We start from the raw sequence: 18735 nt of genomic DNA, 5'->3' as shown, positions 1-18735 counted from the left end.
GGCAACGCTGACGGTCAGGTGATCGCGACGGCGATGCCCACCAATGCCAGGCCTGCTGAAATGCCCTTGATTCGTTCGTCCCAGTCGTCCGGGACATCCATGGGCTCCAGCTCCTGAATGTGGAGGTCCAGGCTCTTGAGTGCGATGTTGCTGTTCATGTGCTCACCTCCTCTCCCCTGCCGAGTAGTTCGCCCGTTGGGCTTGGCAAGATGGGTTGTCCTCCCGCGGCGGCGTTGAGGACGTGGTGGATTTGTGCCGCGTCAATACCCCGGAGCATGGGAAGCACCCCGCCCCAGTTGCTGACGGCGGCGGCAGTGGTCCGCACCACCGTTTCCTCGCTGATCGTCTGGAGCCCGGCAATGCCCCACCGCCACATCAGCTCGGTGACGCCCAGAACCGGGTTGGGGTCAAGATCAGGATCCGCATGTGTCACCGCGGACCAGAGACTGTGGAGGCGTTCGCGATCACCCCAACCGGTGGAGCCATTCTCAATCTCCTGCCAGATGGGACCGATCAACGATGCCGTTGCGGCCATCTTCCGCTCGCCAGTGATGTAGGCGAGCTCGTTCGCCACATACCAGTGCTTAGCCCCGTAAGGGTTGCGGCCCATCAGTGCCCAGCCGGTATGTGTCTCCATGCTGAGCCGGGCGGCGGCCAGCCTCAGCTCAGGTGAATCATCGCGCGTGAGGCGTTGCCCCAAGCGGACCATCCGCTGGATGAGGACGTGACCATCGTCGTCGAAAATGCTGCTACCGCTGCCAATCATGGTGCCCGCCACTCTGAGCAGCGCCTCAAGCAGGCCTTCGAAAAGCAGCTGCCTGGGCAGCGTGGCGAGGTGTCCGGCGTCGAGCATCGCTGTGTCACCTGCCAGGTGACGCGAGACAATCAGGCGGCGTCCGACGGCGGTGTCCAGGCACGCTACACCGCTGACTTCAGCGCCGGTCCCCACGGTGGACGGCAGGAGAATGGTTTTGGGCCGCTCTTTCGGGCTCGTAATGGGCGGCAGGACCAACAGGCCTGAGCGCTTGGCGTGGCGCTCCACGAAGATGGCCAGGCTTGGGTCAGCGGTGAAAAGAACTGCGAGCTTTACCGCGTCCAGTACTGAGCCGCCTCCAAGAGCGGCAACGGTCTGAAGCCCGTTCTCACGGATGAAACTGCCCACTTTCCGGAGGATTTCCACCGTGACAGGTCCGGCCTTCAACTCCAGGACCGGCGCTCCCCTGAGGTCGCCCGCCAGCAGCTGTCCGCCGTGATCCATGAGGTGGCTGTCCACGACCACGCCGGTTCGTCCCCGGGTCACGTCGCCAATGTATTTGCCCGCTGTTCCGGCACTGACAATGATGCAGCGGGTCTTCCAGTTGTGGTCGGCAATCATGCGAACACCCCGTCACGTTCTGCTGCAGCCAGACCGGATGTGATCGCAGTGCTCAGTTCGTCGAAGTTCTCCTCGGTATAGATGAGCGCTGGCAGGAGTTGGATTCGGCCGGGGCCCGGCTGCACCATTGCTCCTGCCTGATGGATCCGCTGAACCACCGCAAGCACTTGGTGTGAAGGGAGAGTCGTGCCGTTGCGGGAAAGCAGTTTGATTCCCCGCATGCAGCCGCGGCCTGTGGAATTTCCTACTCCGCGGGTCCCTTGAAGCTCCTCGATGAGCTTGTTCAAACCCACCGCCACCTGCTTGGTCAGGGTGTTATGGTCCAACCGTTCCATCTCTTCGATGGTGCTGAGGATGGCGGCGCACGTCACCGGGGTTCCGGCCTGCGTTTCCCCGTGAACGAAGACGGACTCGTGTTGGTCGAAAGCGTCGGTCACCCGCTGCGCAATCAGCAGAGCCGCGCATGCGCTGGTGCCGTTGGTCAGTCCCTTGGACGTAACGATGACGTCCGGCTGTCGGGTCCATTCGTCAGACGCAAACCAGCCATTCACCCTGCCGAATCCAGTGGCAACCTCGTCGGCCACCAAGAGGAAGCCGTGCTGATCGCGGTGCTTGATGACAGCTTCAATGAAGGCATCCGGCACCACGTCCGCGCCCGAGCCCAGAACGGGTTCCACCACCACCGCTGCGATCCTGTGACCCTCGCGTTCCATGAGCTGGGTGAGTTCTGCGCCGTCGTCAAAGCTGACATGCCGGATATTGCGCTGGTCAACGCCATACATGGCCTGACCCAATTCGTCTCCGCTCAGGGCTTGGCTTCCATACGTGAGCCCGTGGTAACTGCCCTTCAGGCCAACCACCAGCTTCCGTTCGGGCTGCCCGTTCAGGACGAAGTACTGGCGTGCCAGCTTCATTGCAGCATCGTTAGCCGCGCCTCCGGAGGTGGAGAAAACCACGCGCTGGAAGGAGTGCGATGGCAGGCTCAACAGCGCCCGGGAGGCTGCGATGGCTTGGCGATGGGCCGTGCGGAAAAGAGGAAGGTAGGACGCCCTACGCAGCTCCGCGGCCACGGCATCTGCGATGTGCTGGTTTCCGAAGCCAAGGTTGGCGTTCCACAGGCCGCTCTTTGCACAAATCCGCTGCTGACCGTCGACGAAAGCGACGTGAACGCCATTGGCTCTGATCGCCGTGTGACTCGACGCTGTGAAGTCGTGCTGGGTGACCAGGGGTACCCAGAGTGGAAGCTGGGTCCTGGGGGTGGGCAGGATCGGGACAACGGTCATCAGCGTGCACCGATGATGTCGATACCGAGCTGTTCAAACCGCGCCATCACGGCGCGTATAGATTCCTCGGCCAGCGCGACGGAGACTTTGAGGGCCGGGGCGGCCGCAATGGCAGCTATTTTGACGTCACGGAGGTTGGAAACCGCCTCGATCAGGGCGGCGGCATCCGGGCCGATCTTGAACAGCCGGCCTGTCTTGGTGTCCAGGAGGGTAAGTTCATCTCCTCGTTTGAGGATGAACGGAGCATCCGCCGACGGCAGGCCGTCACTGAGGGCCGCGCCGTAAAGGCTGGTTCCGAAACCGAGCAAAGTGGTGGTGGCACGGTCCTCGCGGGGAATGAACTTCCACGCGTCCAAAGCGGCCACGTATCGGGGGATCCAAGGTTTTGCGGCCAGTGATTCGTAGATGTCCCAGGGGTAGTAGACCGAGGCAACAGCGGACTCGGGCCGGAGGGTGACTGACCTGAGACGCAAGTCAGGCAGCACGTCACCCACCCTGCCGATCTTGGTTCCATAAGGTCCGCTGAGGATGGATCCGTCAAAGGTGATGTGGAGCCGGGTCAATACGAGGTTGTCCTTCAGGACCCCTGACAGAAGCCCACGCTCAGCAAACACCGCGTTGACCTCGGTGAGCTGCTGTACAAAGTGTCCCGAGCGGCAGGCTTCCTCGGCGTCATCAAAGAACGCTTGCCAGTCCTCTTTGGTGGTAACTCTGACAACAGTTACCCCCACCAGGTTGACGAATGCTATGGCTACGTAGTCCTGAATTTCCAGGCTGAGGGAGCCGTCCACAAGGAGTTCTTCTCCGGCAGCATCGAATGCTCCCGAGACCGGGATGATGTCTCCGTCGGTGGTGTCCCCGTTGAGGACCAGGATGGTGGAGTCGTCGCCGGCAAGCGTCTTCGCGTAGTCCGTGTGCTCAGGATTCTCGACAAAAATCACGTGGTCCCGGATTCGTCCGGGGATGCCGGTGATCCATTGATCCACGGCGGCGGCAATGCTCTGTTGCTGACTCAGCTTCAATGACCCAACCCCCATTAGTTGTTCACGTTTCTCCGGAGCGGGCCCGGAGGTTTCCGGGTGCTCGTTCTGAGAAGGACACTATGGGCGGGTAAGCGGGCCACAGGCGGGAAAAATGAAACTAGGTGGCGAATGCGCCGAAATTAGGGGTGATTTGGAGAAATCTAGGTGCTGGTATGGGATGCCTAGGTGTTGCGCTTGGACCTCTTATTTGGCGTCCTCGACCCAGGAGCGAGGTTGGTCATCAATTCCATTGGCTTGCCACGAAAGCACCCCAGACGCCCGTTAGCATGCCTCTATGGAATCCTTCACCTGGGCAAACACCTCCACTGATCATCCGGAGAAAACCAAAGTCGCTGTTCTGCTTCCCGGTTCCGGATATCCAGTGGAGGGTCCAGTCCTCTTCTGGATTGGTGAAATGCTCGGATCCCTCGGTTGGCATGTTCAGGCTGTCCGGTGGACTCCTGACGATTCGCCGGGTGCAGCCCCTCATGAATTTGCGGCCAATGCCGCGGAACAGGCTTTTGCTGACGCACCCGACGCCGATCAGCGGCTGATCGTCGCCAAGTCGTTCAGCACCTTGTGCATTCCTTGGGCCGAAAAAGCTCGCATTCCTGGGATCTGGCTGACACCCTTGCTCACAGATGGGAGCGTGCGAATCACCATCAATGCATCGTCTAAAGACGATCTGTTTATCGGCGGTTCATCGGACGGGCTCTGGGACGGAGGCCGCAAAACTGAGAGTGCAGGCACGTTCTTTGAGGTGCCAGGAGCCGACCACTCTTTGCAGATCTCGAACGATTGGAGGGCTTCCCAGCAGGCACAAGCCGAAGTGTTCGCACGGGTTGAGGAGTTTATCTTGGGACTTGGCTAAGCCCCAACGTTCATCGGGCACGTGCAAAGAGGTTGGGTCGGGCGCTGACTGCGCGCCCGACCCAACCTCTTTCATGCTAAACGCCTCTACAGAACCGTGGTCCGCGACAGCGACAGGTCCTTGGTCTCGCGGAAGAACAGGACCACCACAACTGCGGACACCAGTGCCATGCCCATCAGGTAGAAGGCCGGGGCCAACGGCGAGCCAAAGCCCGCTACCAATCCGGTGGCCACGAAGGGAGCGGTTCCACCAAACAGCACGTAGGCCAGCGTGTACCCGATCGCTGAGCCCGATGCCCGAACCGACGACGGGAACATCTCGACCAAAGCCGGAACGTTGGACGTACCGATCACGGCTACCAAGGCGCCCAGGACGCTCGTACCCAGGATCGCGAAACCGAGGCCCAGCGGCATGATCGAAAAGGCCGGGATGGTCATCACCACGAAGCCGACGCAGGCTACCAACAGCATCCGCTTGCGTCCAAAGCGGTCGCTTGCCCGTGCAGCCAGCGGGCAAACCCCTGTGTACACCAACATGGTGATCACACTCGTGATCATTGACTCTGCCGAAGAGTATCCAAGGCTCGATGTCATGTAGGCGATCATGTAGCTGCTCATCAGGTAGTAAGCGATCGCGTTGGTGATGCTGTAACCGAAGAGTGTGAAGATCTGGCGGGAACACATGCGGATGGCGTCGCCCAACGGCCGCTTGGCCACTTCGCCCTTATTCTCCAGGCCACGGAACACCGGGGTGTCGTCAACCTTTGACCGTATATACAGGCCGATCAGTCCCAGCGGCGCCGCGAGCAGGAACGGAATCCGCCAGCCCCAGGCCTGCAAATCGGCAGGGCTCAAAGTGGCCGTGATGGCCGCACCCAGCAACGCACCGGCAACCGAAGCCAGTCCCACGGTGGCCGGGATGATGCTGGCGTACGTTGCCCGCTTGCCTTCCGGGGCGTACTCCACAATGAACGCCGATGACCCTGTGTACTCGCCACCTGTGGTGAAGCCCTGAACGGCACGGAACAGGAACAGCAGGATCGGAGCCCACACGCCGATCACCGCGAAAGTCGGCAGGATACCGATGCAGAACGTCGCCGCGCTCATGATCAGGACGCAGAGGCCGAGCATCTTGTTGCGCCCAATCCGGTCACCGTAGCGTCCAAAGAAAGCCGCCCCGAGCGGCCTGGCGATGAAGCCACCGGCGAAGATCGCCCACACGGCCAGAAGTGACGCCGTCGTGGAGTAATCCGGGAAGAAGAGTTTGGCGATGGTGACGGACATGACCGCATAAGCCGCGGAGTCGAACCATTCAACAAAATTTCCGACGGCGGCTGCCGCGGCGACGCGCTTCAGGCTGCGCCGGGGGGAAGACTCAGTGTCAGCAACTTTCTGGGTCATCGTATTCATGATTGTTGTCCTTCGGGGCGGGGAGAGGCTACAACGTGTGGGAGTTCGCGGAGCTGGGCCCGCTGGACTTTTCCGGTGGCCGATTTCGGCAGCGCGGAGACGTATTCAATAAATCGGGGATACGCGAAGCGGGAGAAGTTCTCCTTCACGTGCGCCACGATGGTTTCGCTCAGTTCCGCTCCCCCAGCGTGACCGGGCATCAGTTCGATCCAGGCCTTGATGGACTGGCCGCGAAGCTCGTCGGGCACACCCGTCACTGACACGTCCCGCACGGGATCGAGTTCGCGAATGACTGCCTCCAGCTCATAGGGTCCAACCCGGTATCCGGAGGTTTTGATGACGTCGTCGGTCCTCCCCAGGAACCAGACATAGCCGTCGTCGTCCGCGTAGGCCTGGTCCTTGGTGTGGTACCAGGCGCCCCCGAACGCCGTGGCGGACGCCTCCGGCATGTTCCAGTATCCCAAGGGAAATTGGGGGTTGGAGCGCGCCCGGAGGCAGATCTCGCCGGTCTCGCCCGCGGCCACTTCCTGCTCATTCTCGTCCAGCAGGCGGACTTCCCATCCAGGAAGTGGACGCCCCATGGACCCGGGCTTCACCGGCACATCCGGGTAGTTGCCCAGCAGCGGGTAGGACTCCGTGGAACCGTAGTAATCCAACAGCGTTACCCCGTACTGCCCCTCGAACCACGTGATCAGGTCCGGCGTCAGCGGCTCATTGGACGAGCAAACCGTCCGCAGGGACAGCGGAAAGCGAGTACCGGCGTCGGGCACGTCTTCGCGCATTTTACGCAGGAACGTCGGGTTGACCAGCGCGCTGGTGACGCGGTGCCGGCTCATGCTGTCCAGCAGGGCTGCGGGGTCGAAGCCGCCACTGGGACGGAAAACCAAGTGCGTTGCACCAAGCCGGAGCGGGCCCATGAGCTTGGCCAACGACCATGCCCAATCCCCTGCTCCATAGAAGACATCGCCGTCGCCGATCTGGTGGCAATACTCGAACTCGTTGTGGCCAAGCAGCGTCCGGTGCGCGTGGACGATCCCCTTCGCCCGACCGGTAGTACCCGAGGTGTAGAAGATGAGGGCGGGGTCGTCGGCTTTGGTTTCGACGTCCTCGAATTCGGTGTCCGCTTCCTTGATGGCCGGCCCGTCGATGTCAATGAACGTGCCTTCGTAATCTTTGAAGAGGTGCTTAGCGGACTCCTCGGCGATGATCACCGATGCACCGCTGTCCTCCAGCCGGAAACGGATCGGCTCAGCCGCCCAGAGCAGGGACATCGTCACCAGGATGGCGCCCGTCCGGAGCACGCCGAGGTACGCAGCCGGAGTGTCGGAACGCTGAGGGAGGAGGACGGCGACCCGGTCGCCCTTCTTGATGCCGGCTTTTTGCAGGGTGGCGGCGATCTGCCGGGAGCGGTCCTGGATTTCGCCCCAGCTCACCTCGCGTTGACCTTCGACGGCGGACTCCAGGATGAGTGCCCGCTTGTCCCTTGGGTGCCGGTCGGCGACGTCGACCGCCATGTTGTAGAGCTCAGGCACCTCCCAGCGGTGGCTGTTCCGCAGTTCGGTGTAGCGGTCTTGGGTTGCTGTGGTTGTCATGGTTCTGCCTCCTGCTTCTGCTTTGCGGGTTGGCGGCTTAGCGGCGGCCGGCGAGGAAGCGGGCCATCTCGCGCTGCGGTTCGCCGGTGCCGTAGGCCTCTCGGTGGACGCGCTTGGCTTCTGCCATGGCATCGGTGAGGTCATCGTCTTCGAGGCTGCGCAGGCGGTTCTTGGTCAAGCGGACCGCACCCGGAGGAAGGAGGCTCAAGCGCGAGGCGAGTTCTTTCGCGTAAGCCAGCACGCCGCCGTCGTCCGCCAAGTAATTAAGGAGGCCGAGGCGCTGGGCCTCGGCGGCGTCCACCAGTTCGCCGGTGAGGACGAACTGGGAGGTCTTGGACTTGCCGAGGATGCTCCACATGGCCCAGATGCCGGTGATGCTGGGGATGCCGGAGAGGACTTCGGGCTGGCCCATGCGGACTTTGGAATCGCCGACGCGGAGGTCCGCGAGGAGCGAGTACTGGAAACCGGAGCCGGCGGCGACGCCGTTGACCGCGGCGATGGTGATTTGGTCCAGGTTGCGGACTGCCCGGTACAGGCGGTCGAAACCGTCGATCCAGGCTTCCGCTGACTCGTGATCCTCGGGGTTCATGGACGCGGTCTCGGCCAAGTCCTGTCCTGCGCAGAACGCGCGGCCGCTGCCGGTGAGGATGACCGTGCGGACTTCGTCGTTGCCCTTGAGGCCTTCCAAGTAGTGGATGAGTTCGCTGCGCATGGCCTCGGTCCAGGCGTTGAGCTTGTCCGGGCGGTTGAGGGTGATGATGGCGGTGGGGCCGGTCTGTTCGAAGAGGACGTCCTGGGACATTGGGGAGTTTCCTTTGGCTCGTTGGGGCTTCTTGATTCCCATCTGACCATCAGCGAATGTGACCCGTCTAACATCAATATCTACTCGTCTTGATACCAAACTGATATTGTTCCGCGATGGACCTTCACCATCTCAAGTACTTTGTGGTGCTCTCCGAGGAACTACATTTCGGGCGTGCGGCGCAGCGTCTGCACATGGCACAGCCGCCACTTTCCCAGCGAATCAAGGACCTGGAGAAAGAGCTCGGGGTGCAGTTGTTTAATCGTCGACGCACCGGCGTGGAGCTGTCCGAAGCCGGGGCTTTGCTGCTGGAGCACGCGCGTGGGGTGCTGGATCACGTGGCCATGGCGCAGGAGTCGATGCGGCGGATCCGGCCCGGCGCTTCGGGCATCCTGCAGGTGGCGGTACCGCCGGACACGAACCCGGTTGCCCTGTCCACGATGGTTTCTTCGTTCGCTGCCTCTGCGCCCGACGTTCTGCTGAATCTGCATGAACTCACCACTGTTGAGCAGGTTGAGCGACTGCGCGACGGCGAACTGGACGTCGCGGTGGTCCGTCACCCGTTGAGCAGCGTGGGTTTTGAGTCGGGGCCGGTGTTCTCGCGGGCGCTGGGCGTGGTGCTGAATGCTTCGCATCCGCTGGCTTCATCGGAGGCCGTGCGGCTGGGTGACTTGGCCGGGAGTCCGTTGATCATCTTCCCGCGCCACATGGCCCCGACCCTGTACGACTCGTTCCTGCATACGTGCCGGGATGCCGGGTACTTGCCCGCGGCTATTGTTCATGCCCGGAATCAACACTTTACGCACGGGCTGATCATGGCCGGCCGTGGAGTCCACTTCAACGAGGAGCCCTGGACGCCGCTGCCTTCGGGGATTGTGTGGCGGCCGTTGGTTGGTGATCCGTTGGCTTGGCGAACGTCGGCGTTGTGGTTGAAGAGCCGACGGTCAGCCGAGACGGACGCGTTTGTTTCCGCTGTGGGTGCGGGGTTGGAGGCAGGTGGGCACGGGTAAGGTATCTCGCCGTTTAGATGTTGAAAACGGATCCGCCATGAATAATAGCTCAATTTTGGCACTGAACGCGGAATGTCAACTCTTGGGCACGCGGAATTCTAAGTCTAAGAGTTCCAGCAAAGATTTCCGCAGTTCTTTCCAAGTTGAGCGTCTGCACTCCAGGGCTTCAAGCCCTTCGTTTGTTATTTGGTAACGCTTTCGCGGTGGACCAGTAGGCGATATTTCCCACCTATGAACGACCAATCCTTGGCGGCCTAACCGATTCATGAGTGCGTATAGGTCACTTTCGCACGCCAGCAGCTCGTGCGCATCCCGTAGCTGTCGCGTCATATCGTATGCGTGCGTAGGACCTCTCCTAAGAACCGCCAACACCGCAAACACCACGAGCGCTCGGCGGATGCTGCTTCGATCTCCGGATTGCCCTCCGCTAACCATCAACGAAAGGTACCTCCCGCCGCGTTCTAGCTCAAAGTCAAATCTCATTTAGTTTCGACGCATCAAGGCCATTTGGCCTTGAATCAACAAGGAGGAATGGGCTCTTGACCATTCCAGATCTGGGGAATCATGCAGTCAGATGTACTATGCGAAGGCCCGACCACTGCTCCGAAGAAGGGCACCATGAAGCTGTGGCGGTCGCTTCTGGGGTCCGCCATCGCGATCGGCGCAGTTATAACACCGCTTGCTGCGGCGCCTGCGCATGCAGCAACGGGCGATGTCGACTATTTCTGCGCAAGTAGTTGGGGTACAACGATTTGGAATGGGCACGACCCCTACGCTTGTAGTGGGACTTTGACAGGATATCGCGATGGATACATGGTGGGATCCGTCAATATGGTCCAGCTCGTGGCTGACCAACCAGCTAGGACCGAAATCGATTTGAATGCTTGGTGTTCGAGTAACTCATTCGCCTGCAATATGGTGACTGGTGCTATCTGGTTCTTCGTGGGCGGCGTGTTTGGCGCCGCGAATAGCTAAAACCAAAACAATATGACGCTACCAGGGCCCTCGGGCCATGGTAGCGTCATTGCATGAAAGTGACTCCTCGCATTCGACGCGCTCTTACTGTTTTTTTGGCCGGGTTCGTCCCTTACGCCATATGCTGGCCAATCTTTGGGCATTTGACGGCTTTTGGCATAGGTGTTTTGGTGGCAGCAGTCGTTATGGCCATATATATTGCACTGATTTCACGACATAAAGCTCAGAAAGGAGCTTAGGTTTGTCGCGGCTGCGTATGGTCCAGTTTTGCTCAATACCGAGCGCCCTAGCTGATGCTCGCGTGGCAAGATAAATCCTCGAGCTCCCTGCCGCTATTCCTTGCGAACGATTCTTCCACCTCGGGCTGTGCAGGGCCGGGCGTAGGACGTCGAACTAAGCCGAGGTTGCTTTCCGCAGAGAATAGCAATTTGAAAGCGCCTACCCGGCCATTCGCCCCTCCGGACGTTGTCGCAGGGACATCAGAGCGAGCGCATACAGCAAGCCGCGGGCCACACCGAACAACCAAGGAAACGGTAGGTCGAAGCCCAACCAAAACACTGCTTCCACAGGCATAAGCGCAAGGCCAAGAACCAGCCCGGACCTACGCCCCCTCCAAGCCAGCCAAGCCGCCCACGATGCTGCCAGGACTACAACGAGGAACACCATGAGGAGCGACACGAAGGCCCAGCTTTGCAGTCCGTCCCATGGACCCGCATACATCGGGAACAGGTCCATGAACATCGGCAGGTACCCGTTTTGCAGGAGATGGATGCTAACTGGAACCGCCGGAATTCCGAACGCCGCAGCGTAGATCCACGTCAGCACGGCCGCCACGCGCGCTTTCTGCATAGCCTTCCTCGTTTCGACCCGCCCTAATGGCTCCGGCTCATCCCCAGAGAAGCCGCTTAAAACCAGTGTGGAGCAGTCCCTACATCCGCGAAAGAGGCCAACTATTTCGCGCCCAGAGCCTGAAGATCCCCGATTCCCTTAGTGACGGCTGGAACCTCCGTCACCACACTCCTGTTCCGCGCCGACTCCTCGACGGCGGCCAGCACCCGCTGGATCTGGAGCCCATCAGCGAACGACGGCGATGGCTCGCTTCCGTCGCGAACGGCAAGGAGGAAGTCGCGGACCTGGTGCGTGAACGTGTGCTCCCAGCCAATGATGTGCCCCTGCGGCCACCACGCCGCAGCGTAAGGGTGTTCGGGCTCGTTGACCAGGATCCGCCGGAAGCCCTGCTCCCGCACGGGAAGTGTGGCATCCAGAAAGCCAAGTTCGTTCAGGTTCTCCAAATCGAACGTCAACGAACCCAAGACCCGTAGATCTCTATCTTCAGTGAGTTCTTCTGCCCCGTGGCCACTCGCGACGCTTCTACGGAGGCACTCACGCCGCCGGTCAGGCCCAAAGTGGCCCACGCGGCGTCGTCGACTGTCACTTTCTCCAGCCCAGCGGCACCGGGGCGTTCGGCCACGAAAGTCCTTAACGTTCCCGTCACCTCAGTAACGGTCTGACCCGTCAGGTGTTGGACTTGGTCGATGGCGTGGGAGGCAATGTCGCCGAGCGCCCCGGACCCGGCCGTCTCCTTGCGGAGCCGCCAGCTCATGGGGGTTTCGACGTCGGAAAGCCAGTCCTGAAGGTAAGCGGCACGGATGTGCCGCACAGTTCCGAGACGTCCTTCGGCAATCAACTCCCGGGCCAATGCCAGCGCAGGAACGCGGCGGTAGTTGAATCCGATCATCGACCGCACGCCCCGTTCCCGAGCCGAGGCCGCCGCTTCGGCCATCAGCTCAGCTTCTTCCAGAGTGTTGGCCAGCGGCTTCTCAACGAGCACATGCTTCCCCGCTTCCAAGGCCGCGATAGCGATCTCCGCGTGCATCCAGCCCGGCGCGCAGATATCCACAATGTCGATGTCGTCCCGCGAGATCACGGAACGCCAGTCCGTAGCGGATTCGGCCCAGCCGTACTTGGCGGCGGCCTCCGCCACCGCCAAGGCGTCCCGGCCAACGAGCACTTTCTGTTCGAAGGCCGGGACGTCGAAGAAGCTGGCCACAGTCCGCCACGCGTTCGAGTGGGCCTTCCCCATGAAGGCGTAACCGATCACGGCCACACCCAACGGACGGCCAGAAGGCAGAGAGAAAGTGGTCATGGTCCTAACCCTCGAACCAACCCCGGGCCGGGTTGGAAACCTCCGGCGCATCACGAAAAACGCCGGGCTGAGCAACCCATCCGACGCCGTTGGCGATGACCTTCTGGATCTGCGGCTGGTGGTACACCGGGTATTCCTGGTCGCCCGGGCTGAAGTAGAAGATCCGGCCCCTGCCGCGCGAGAACGTCACGCCTGAACGGAACACCTCTCCCCCGGTAAACGAGCTGATGAAGATCAGGTCATCGGGCTCGGGAATGTCGAACAGTTCGCCGTACATTTCCTGCTGCGGAATGACGATTGGGCTTTCAATTCCAGCCGCGATCGGGTGCGAAGGCTTGACCGTCCACACCAGTTCGCGTTCGCCCTCATTGCGCCACTTCAGCGAGCACGTGGTGCCCAACAATCGAGTGAAGATCTTGGCAAAGTGCCCCGAGTGCAGCACCACCAAGCCCATGCCTCCGAGGACGTGGCGCTGCACGCGCTCAACTACCTCGTCAGAGACTTCCTCATGAGCAATGTGCCCCCACCAGAGCAGTACGTCGGTCTGCTCCAGCACTTCCTCGGAGAGTCCGTGCTCGGGATCAGCCAACGTGGCCGTCGAGATTTCGGAATCCGGGTAGAAACCGCGCAACCCGGCGGCAATGGCGCCGTGGATCCCTTCGGGGTACATGTCGCCGATCGTGGCGGGCTCGTTGCGGGCCTCGTGGACGGCCTCGTTCCAGACGACAATCTTCAGTTTCGAATCAGACATTTCAGAGCACCACTTCACGTTGTTCGAGGGCGGATTTGTAGCAGGCATCGAGCACCAGGGCCCGGCTGAGGGCAAGCGAACCGTCGTGGCTTCCCCACACGGTCTCGCCTCCGCGCACGGCGGCAATGAAGTCGTCGACGACAGCCTGGTGGGCTCGCCCGGGTTCAGCCACTACCTCGAAGTCGGCGTTTTCGCCGTCCTTCTCGGTGAAGACATGGACGTCCGCCACTGGGTTCTCGGAGGCGCCGACCGAGCGCAAGTCCGCTCCGCCGTCGGTGCCGTAAACGGTGAAGTCCATCAGGTCCCGCTCGTCGCGGTACGTGGCCCACCCCGCTTCAAGGATCAAGGTACCGCCGCCTTCTAGCCGAATGAACGCCGATGCGAAGTCTTCCACTTCAAACTTGTGGCTGGAGTTCGACGCCGTGTACCGGGCGTTGCCGCCGAGGCCGCGCGGGCCAAGTTCGGAGTGGGTGGACGCGGAGACAGCCAGGACTTTCGGCTCGCCAAGGAGGTGCAGCGAGTAGTCCAGGACGTGCACGCCGATGTCAGCAAGCGGTCCGCCGCCGGCGAGTTCCGGGTTGGTGAACCAGCTGCCCAACATTGGAATGCCCTGCCTGCGGAGCCAGGATGCTTTGGCGTAGTAGGGGCGACCCAGCGTCCCGGCGTCGATCACTTCCTTGAGCGCCTGGATGTCGCCGCGGCGGCGGTGGTTGAACGCGACGTCCAGCACGCGGCCGGCCGTGCGGGCGGCGTCCACCATCTGTTGACCCTCGACGGCGTTACGCGCCAACGGCTTTTCGCTCAGCACGTGCAGTCCCCGCTCAAGCGACGCAATGGCGATGGGCGCGTGCAGGAACGTCGGCACGGCGACGCTGACAGCGTCGAGTCCTTCGAGCTCGATCATGTCTTCCCAGCGGGCGAACGCGTGGGGAATGCTGTATTCCTCCTTCAGCTGGGCAAGAAGGTCGGCTTCCATGCCTGCGACGGCGACAATTTCGACGCCGGGGATGGTGCTGTACGCCTTGAGGTGCTGCTGGCCGGCCCAACCGATGCCCACAACTCCCACTTTGAGGGTTGTGGACGGGGCCTGCTGCTGAATGCTCACGTTGTTCCTGTTCTTTCTGGGTTTCTTGATGGTTTGGGGTTAGCCCTTGACCGCGCCGGCCGTCATGCCGGAAACGATGCGCTTCTGGCACACGAGCACCAGGACCACGAGCGGCACCGTGATGATCACCGACGCTGCGCTGATGGTGCCGAGGGGTTGGTCGAACTCGCTGGTGCCGCTGAAGAACGCAATCGCGACCGGCACGGGCCGGGCTTCGGGCGAGGTGGTCAGGGTGACGGCCAGGAGGAATTCGTTCCAGACCGAGATGAACACCAGGATCGCCGTCGTCGCCAAACCGGGGACCGCCAGCGGCAAAATCACCTTGCGGAAGGCCACAAACGGCGTGGCACCGTCCATGTACGCGGATTCCTCCAGCTCACGCGGGATCTCCTTGAAGAAGGACGTCAGCGTGTAGATCGCCAGCGGCAACGCGAACGTCAGCTTCGGGATGATGAGGCCCAGCAAGGTGTCGTACAGGCCGATTTCGCGCCAGATGGAGAACATCGGGGCCGCGATGGCGATGGCCGGGAACGTGGTGACCGAGAGGATCAGCGTCAGGATCATCGCCTTGCGGCGCATCTTCAGACGGGCCAGCGCATAGGCGGCGAAGGACGCGAACACCAGCGCCACGGTTGTAGTCACGACGGCGATAATCACCGAGTTGCGCAAGGCCAGGAGGAACTCGGGGTTCTGAAAGACCACCAGATAGTTCTCGAGTGTCGGCTGGCTCGGGAACAGCTCGCCTTGGGACAGGCTCGCACCCTTCTTAAGGGAGGTGTTCACCAGCCAGTAGAACGGGATGAGCGAGAAAGCCATGACGGCCACCACGAACACCCATACCAAGGGGTGCAGTTTCGATTCCCCACGCAAGCGACGCTTCGGCGCCTTGGGGCGCGTGGCGAGTTCCGGCGTCGGGCGTTCTGCAGTCAGTGTGCTCACTGTTCCTCCTTCGCGACGTCGCGGATGTTGCCGCCGGCGAAGCGGACGTAGATGACCGAGACCACCATGACGGTGAGGAAGGTCAGGATGGACAGCGCCGAGCCTTCGCCCACCAACCGGTTTTCGCGCAGTTGGGTGTAGGCGAGCATGGACATCGACTCGGTGCCGTTGGCGCCGCGGGTGAGGACGAACGGGAGGTCGAAGACGCGGAGGGCGTCCATGGTGCGGAAGATCGCGGCGAGGACGATTGCCGGGCGCAGGAGCGGCAGGGTGATGTTCACGAAGGTCTGCCATTTGCTGGCGCCGTCGAGCTCCGCGGCCTCGTACGTTTCGGCGGAGATGACCTGCAGGCCGGCCAGGATGATGAGCGCTGCGAAGGGCGTGGTCTTCCAGACGTCGGCCATGACGATCACGGCCATCGCGTAGCCGTGCTCACCGAGCCAGACGACGTCGCCGCCCGGCAGCCCGAGGGTGGAGAGGACGTTGGTGACCAGGCCCATGTTGGGCTGGAACATCGTTTGCCAGGTGATGGCGCTGACCACGGTGATGATCGCGTAGGGCAGCAGAACCACGGTGCGCAGGACGGCGCGGCCCTTGAACGCGAGGTTGAGCAGCAGCGCCATGGCCGTGCCGAGGATGAGTTCCAGGCTGACCGAGAGGCCTGCGAAGAGGAACGTCTGGCCGAACGCGGCCCACCACTCTTGGCTTGCAAGGGCGTTGATGTAGTTTTCCAGTCCGACAAAGCGGGACAGGCCTGCGGTGCGGACGCTGTACTGGTTTAGTGAGAGCCAGATCGCGTAGCCGATGGGGACCGCCGCAACCAGCGCCATGATCACCAGCGACGGGGCGGTCATGCGGAACGCGAGCTTGCGCTCGGCGCGGTCGCGGCCGCTTGTCTTCGCTGGGCCGCGGCTTGCCGGGATTGTTTTGATGGCCATAGCTAGAAGCTCGCCTTGGCGGTGGTGATTTCCTCGGCCATCTTCTGCACGGCTTCTTCCGTGGAGACGGTACCGGAGAGGACGGCGTAGACGTTCTTGTAGATCGCCTGGCTGATCTGCGGGTAGACCGGGGAGATCGGGCGCGGCTTGGCACCCTTTACCGAGGCGAGGAGTTCCGTGGCGAACGGCATCTTCTGCAGAACCGCTGGATCGGAGTAGGCAGCTTCGTTGACCGGGGCCTGCGAGTAATCCATGGCCACGTGCTTCTGCCAGTCCGGGGTGGTGGCGAAGTCGATGAACGCGACCGCGCCCGCCTGGTTGGTGGAGTGCGCCGAGATGGCCAGGTTCCAGCCGCCCAGCACGCCGGAGGCCTTGCCGCCTTCCCATGCCGGCAGCGGCGCGACCGCGAAGCTCGACGCGAGCGGTGTCGCGTTCAACAGCCGGTACACGTGCGGCCAGTTGCGCTGGTATCCGAAGTCGCCGGACTCGTAGGCGAGGCGGGCCGGGTCTTCGTTGTAGGTGAGGACGGCGCGGTCGGCTGAGCCGTCCTTGAGGCCCTCGCTCATGAAGTTCAGGACGTCGCGGGTTTCCTTGGAGTCGATCTTGACGTCGCCCTGATCGTTGAGGACTTCGCCGCCTGCGCTGTAGAGCATTTCGAGGAAGTTCACCGTGAGGCCCTCGTACTGCTTGCCCTGGTAGACAAAGCCGTTGCCGGGAGCCTTCGCGGCTTCCGCGTAGAGCTGCTGCCAGGACTCGGGCTTGGCTACCTTGTCCTTCTGGTAGTAAATCAATCCGGCGTTGGTGAAGAACGGCGAGCCCCAGTACTTGTCCTGGTACTTGGTGGTTTCCACAGTGGAGGGAATGAGCCGGTCCTTGTTGGCTTCCACCAGCTTGGTCTGGTCCAGCAGCCAGCCCTGGGAGGCGAACTCGGAGGTCCAGATGACGTCTGTGACGAAGAGGTCGCACTCCGTGGACTTGCCCTCGAGCCGCTGCACGATCTGCGTGCGGGCTTCATCCGTGGTGGCGCCGATCTCCGTGTACTTGGCCGTGACCTTGCCGTTCGCCTTGGTGAACGCCTCCGCCGTGCCCTTGTAGATGCCGCTCGCGTCCTTGACGCCGCAGATGTTCACGGCACCGCTGGCATTAGCGCCCGACGCCGGATCGGCAGCTGCCGCTTGTTCGGAACCTTGGGGTGCGGCTCCCCCGCCGCACGCGCTGAGGAGGAGGGCCGCGGCTATTGCAGTCGCCGCTAGGGCTTTGCGGTTTGTTGGGGCTTTGATTTGGAGCAGGAGAGCAGGTCGGTTCAAGTCCACAAGTGGCTCCTTTGGGGTCTGTGGGCGGTGGCATTCAGTACGCGCTTTGGCTGTCCCGCGTGCTGAGGGTGGCTTCTTTGCCGGTGGTGCATGTGATCCGTGGAATCGATTCCAAATGTGCTCAAAAGAAATGACCTTGCGGCCGTGGAATCGATTCCAAAGTAGTGTGACAGGGACCACTGAGGGCTGTCAACCCTCTTATTTAGTGGAGTCCCTGATGACGAGCTCGTGCGGGAGGAAAGTTCTTCCCTTGCGATGTGATCCCTCGACGGTCATCCGCTCCAGGAGTTCAGCGAAGGCGACTCGACCCATTTCGTAGGCCGGCTGGCGGACCGTGGTCAGCTCCGGGACGCACATTTCTGCCTGGGCTGAGTCGTCGAAACCGGCTACGGCGATGTCTTGTGGAACTCGGAGTCCGGCATCGGTGAGCTCGCGGACACAGCCCGCCGCGACCACGTCGGTCCCGCAGAAGACGGCGTCCGGGAGGTCTCTTGCTTTGAGAAGCTTCTTGGCGAGCGTACGGCCGGTATGGAAGCCGAAGTTGCCTTCGCCGAACAGGATCTGATCTTGTTCCAAGCTTGCTTCCTTGAGTGCCTGGCGGAAGCCTTCCTCACGCAGCCGGCCCGAGCGGGCACCCCTATGGGCGAGCATTGCCAGCTTCTTGGCGCCCGAGTCGATCAGGTGCTTGGTGACGTCGTAAGCGGCCTGGCGGTCATCGATGGACACCCCGAACGCAGCTTCGGCATCAACGATTTCACAGACCTGGACAACACTCAGTTGCTCGGCGACTGTGTTGACGTCGTCGTCTGGCATCGTGGGCGAGAAAATCACCAATCCGTCAACGGAACCGTTCCGCAGCATGTCGACGAGCTGCTGCTCGCGATCCAAGTCCCCATCAGTCGCTGCGATGAGGCTGACGTAGCCCGAATCCGCGGCAGCATCGCCGACACCACGGAAAACCTCACTGATCACCAAGGAGTCCAAGTTCTTGGCCAGTGCCAGGACGCGCATGGTCCGGTCTCGTCGGAGATCCCGCGCCGACGCGAGAGGGCGGTAGCTGAGCTCCTTGATGGCGGCGTTGACCTTCTCCTTGGCCGCCTGGCTGACAGCCGGGCTCCCGTTCAAGACGCGTGACACTGTCCCTACGGACACGCCGGCAGTCCTAGCGACGTCTTGAACTGTCGGCCGAGCCATTTGATTGTCC

General features: G+C 61.9%; 17 protein-coding genes and 1 pseudogene. 2 read left to right on the top strand and 16 right to left on the bottom strand.

Features of this window, described 5'->3' with window-relative positions:
• Positions 1 to 14 precede the first annotated feature (14 nt).
• Genes BMY91_RS23145 through mpaB form a run of 4 tightly spaced genes read right to left on the bottom strand, consistent with a single transcriptional unit; the run spans position 15 to position 3680 of the window.
• A complete protein-coding gene (locus BMY91_RS23145) occupies positions 15 to 158 on the bottom strand; it encodes a daptide-type RiPP (protein ID WP_175538643.1) in 144 nt (47 codons plus the stop codon).
• Positions 155 to 1375, bottom strand: coding sequence for a daptide-type RiPP biosynthesis dehydogenase (mpaC, locus tag BMY91_RS14930; protein WP_090823235.1), 1221 nt, complete (start codon positions 1373 to 1375; stop codon positions 155 to 157). The genes BMY91_RS23145 and mpaC overlap by 4 nt, the downstream gene beginning before the upstream one ends.
• A complete protein-coding gene (gene mpaD, locus BMY91_RS14925; RefSeq protein ID WP_090823233.1) occupies positions 1372 to 2658 on the bottom strand; it encodes a daptide-type RiPP biosynthesis aminotransferase in 1287 nt (428 codons plus the stop codon). Before mpaD ends, mpaC begins: the two co-directional genes overlap by 4 nt.
• On the bottom strand, positions 2658 to 3680 hold the full coding sequence (gene mpaB / locus BMY91_RS14920; RefSeq protein ID WP_090823496.1) for a daptide biosynthesis RiPP recognition protein: 1023 nt from the start codon (positions 3678 to 3680) through the stop codon (positions 2658 to 2660). The genes mpaD and mpaB overlap by 1 nt, the downstream gene beginning before the upstream one ends.
• Positions 3681 to 3975: 295 nt before the next feature.
• Between mpaB and BMY91_RS14915 the strand changes: the two genes are divergently transcribed.
• Positions 3976 to 4551, top strand: coding sequence for a hypothetical protein (locus BMY91_RS14915; RefSeq protein ID WP_256212757.1), 576 nt, complete (start codon positions 3976 to 3978; stop codon positions 4549 to 4551).
• A gap of 86 nt (positions 4552 to 4637) precedes the next feature.
• Here the strand turns inward: BMY91_RS14915 and BMY91_RS14910 are convergent, their stop codons facing one another.
• Genes BMY91_RS14910 through BMY91_RS14900 form a run of 3 tightly spaced genes read right to left on the bottom strand, consistent with a single transcriptional unit; the run spans position 4638 to position 8354 of the window.
• Positions 4638 to 5960, bottom strand: a complete 1323-nt coding sequence (locus BMY91_RS14910; RefSeq protein WP_090823232.1) for an MFS transporter — start codon at positions 5958 to 5960, stop codon at positions 4638 to 4640.
• Entirely contained in the window at positions 5957 to 7552 is a 1596-nt protein-coding gene (locus BMY91_RS14905; protein WP_090823230.1) for an acetate--CoA ligase, read from the bottom strand. The genes BMY91_RS14910 and BMY91_RS14905 overlap by 4 nt, the downstream gene beginning before the upstream one ends.
• Positions 7553 to 7589: 37 nt before the next feature.
• Positions 7590 to 8354 (bottom strand): enoyl-CoA hydratase/isomerase family protein, encoded by a 765-nt coding sequence (locus tag BMY91_RS14900; protein WP_090823228.1) that lies wholly within the window; start codon positions 8352 to 8354, stop codon positions 7590 to 7592.
• A gap of 116 nt (positions 8355 to 8470) precedes the next feature.
• On the opposite strand from BMY91_RS14900, the gene BMY91_RS14895 reads away from it, so the two are divergent.
• Positions 8471 to 9364: a LysR family transcriptional regulator gene (locus BMY91_RS14895; RefSeq protein WP_090823226.1), complete on the top strand. Its 894-nt coding sequence runs from the start codon at positions 8471 to 8473 to the stop codon at positions 9362 to 9364.
• Between the two features lie 75 nt (positions 9365 to 9439).
• On the opposite strand, the gene BMY91_RS23665 is transcribed toward BMY91_RS14895, so the two are convergent.
• From BMY91_RS23665 to BMY91_RS14850, 9 genes and pseudogenes are all read right to left on the bottom strand, one after another.
• On the bottom strand, positions 9440 to 9799 hold the full coding sequence (locus BMY91_RS23665) for a PadR family transcriptional regulator (protein WP_371261053.1): 360 nt from the start codon (positions 9797 to 9799) through the stop codon (positions 9440 to 9442).
• 978 nt (positions 9800 to 10777) lie between these two features.
• Positions 10778 to 11188: a hypothetical protein gene (locus tag BMY91_RS14885; RefSeq protein ID WP_090823223.1), complete on the bottom strand. Its 411-nt coding sequence runs from the start codon at positions 11186 to 11188 to the stop codon at positions 10778 to 10780.
• Positions 11189 to 11289: 101 nt separating this feature from the next.
• A pseudogene (locus BMY91_RS14880) lies at positions 11290 to 12485 on the bottom strand (Gfo/Idh/MocA family protein).
• 4 nt (positions 12486 to 12489) lie between these two features.
• Complete coding sequence (locus tag BMY91_RS14875) at positions 12490 to 13236, bottom strand: ThuA domain-containing protein (RefSeq protein ID WP_090823221.1); 747 nt, start codon at positions 13234 to 13236, stop codon at positions 12490 to 12492.
• Position 13237: 1 nt separating this feature from the next.
• Positions 13238 to 14341, bottom strand: a complete 1104-nt coding sequence (locus tag BMY91_RS14870) for a Gfo/Idh/MocA family protein (protein ID WP_090823218.1) — start codon at positions 14339 to 14341, stop codon at positions 13238 to 13240.
• A gap of 39 nt (positions 14342 to 14380) precedes the next feature.
• On the bottom strand, positions 14381 to 15280 hold the full coding sequence (locus tag BMY91_RS14865; RefSeq protein ID WP_090823216.1) for a carbohydrate ABC transporter permease: 900 nt from the start codon (positions 15278 to 15280) through the stop codon (positions 14381 to 14383).
• On the bottom strand, positions 15277 to 16218 hold the full coding sequence (locus tag BMY91_RS14860; protein WP_090823214.1) for a carbohydrate ABC transporter permease: 942 nt from the start codon (positions 16216 to 16218) through the stop codon (positions 15277 to 15279). Before BMY91_RS14860 ends, BMY91_RS14865 begins: the two co-directional genes overlap by 4 nt.
• A gap of 2 nt (positions 16219 to 16220) precedes the next feature.
• On the bottom strand, positions 16221 to 17531 hold the full coding sequence (locus BMY91_RS14855; RefSeq protein ID WP_090823212.1) for an ABC transporter substrate-binding protein: 1311 nt from the start codon (positions 17529 to 17531) through the stop codon (positions 16221 to 16223).
• A 198-nt stretch (positions 17532 to 17729) separates the two neighbouring features.
• Positions 17730 to 18725 carry a LacI family DNA-binding transcriptional regulator gene (locus tag BMY91_RS14850; RefSeq protein WP_090823210.1) on the bottom strand — a complete coding sequence of 332 codons (996 nt, stop codon included), beginning with the start codon at positions 18723 to 18725 and terminating at the stop codon, positions 17730 to 17732.
• Between the last annotated feature and the right edge of the window lie 10 nt (positions 18726 to 18735).

Origin of the sequence: Arthrobacter sp. yr096, assembly GCF_900108925.1 — a bacterium.
Classification (GTDB): Bacteria; Actinomycetota; Actinomycetes; order Actinomycetales; family Micrococcaceae; genus Arthrobacter.
The sequence above is the reverse complement of the archived record's forward strand: the minus strand, read 5'-3'. Positions and strand labels throughout refer to the sequence as shown.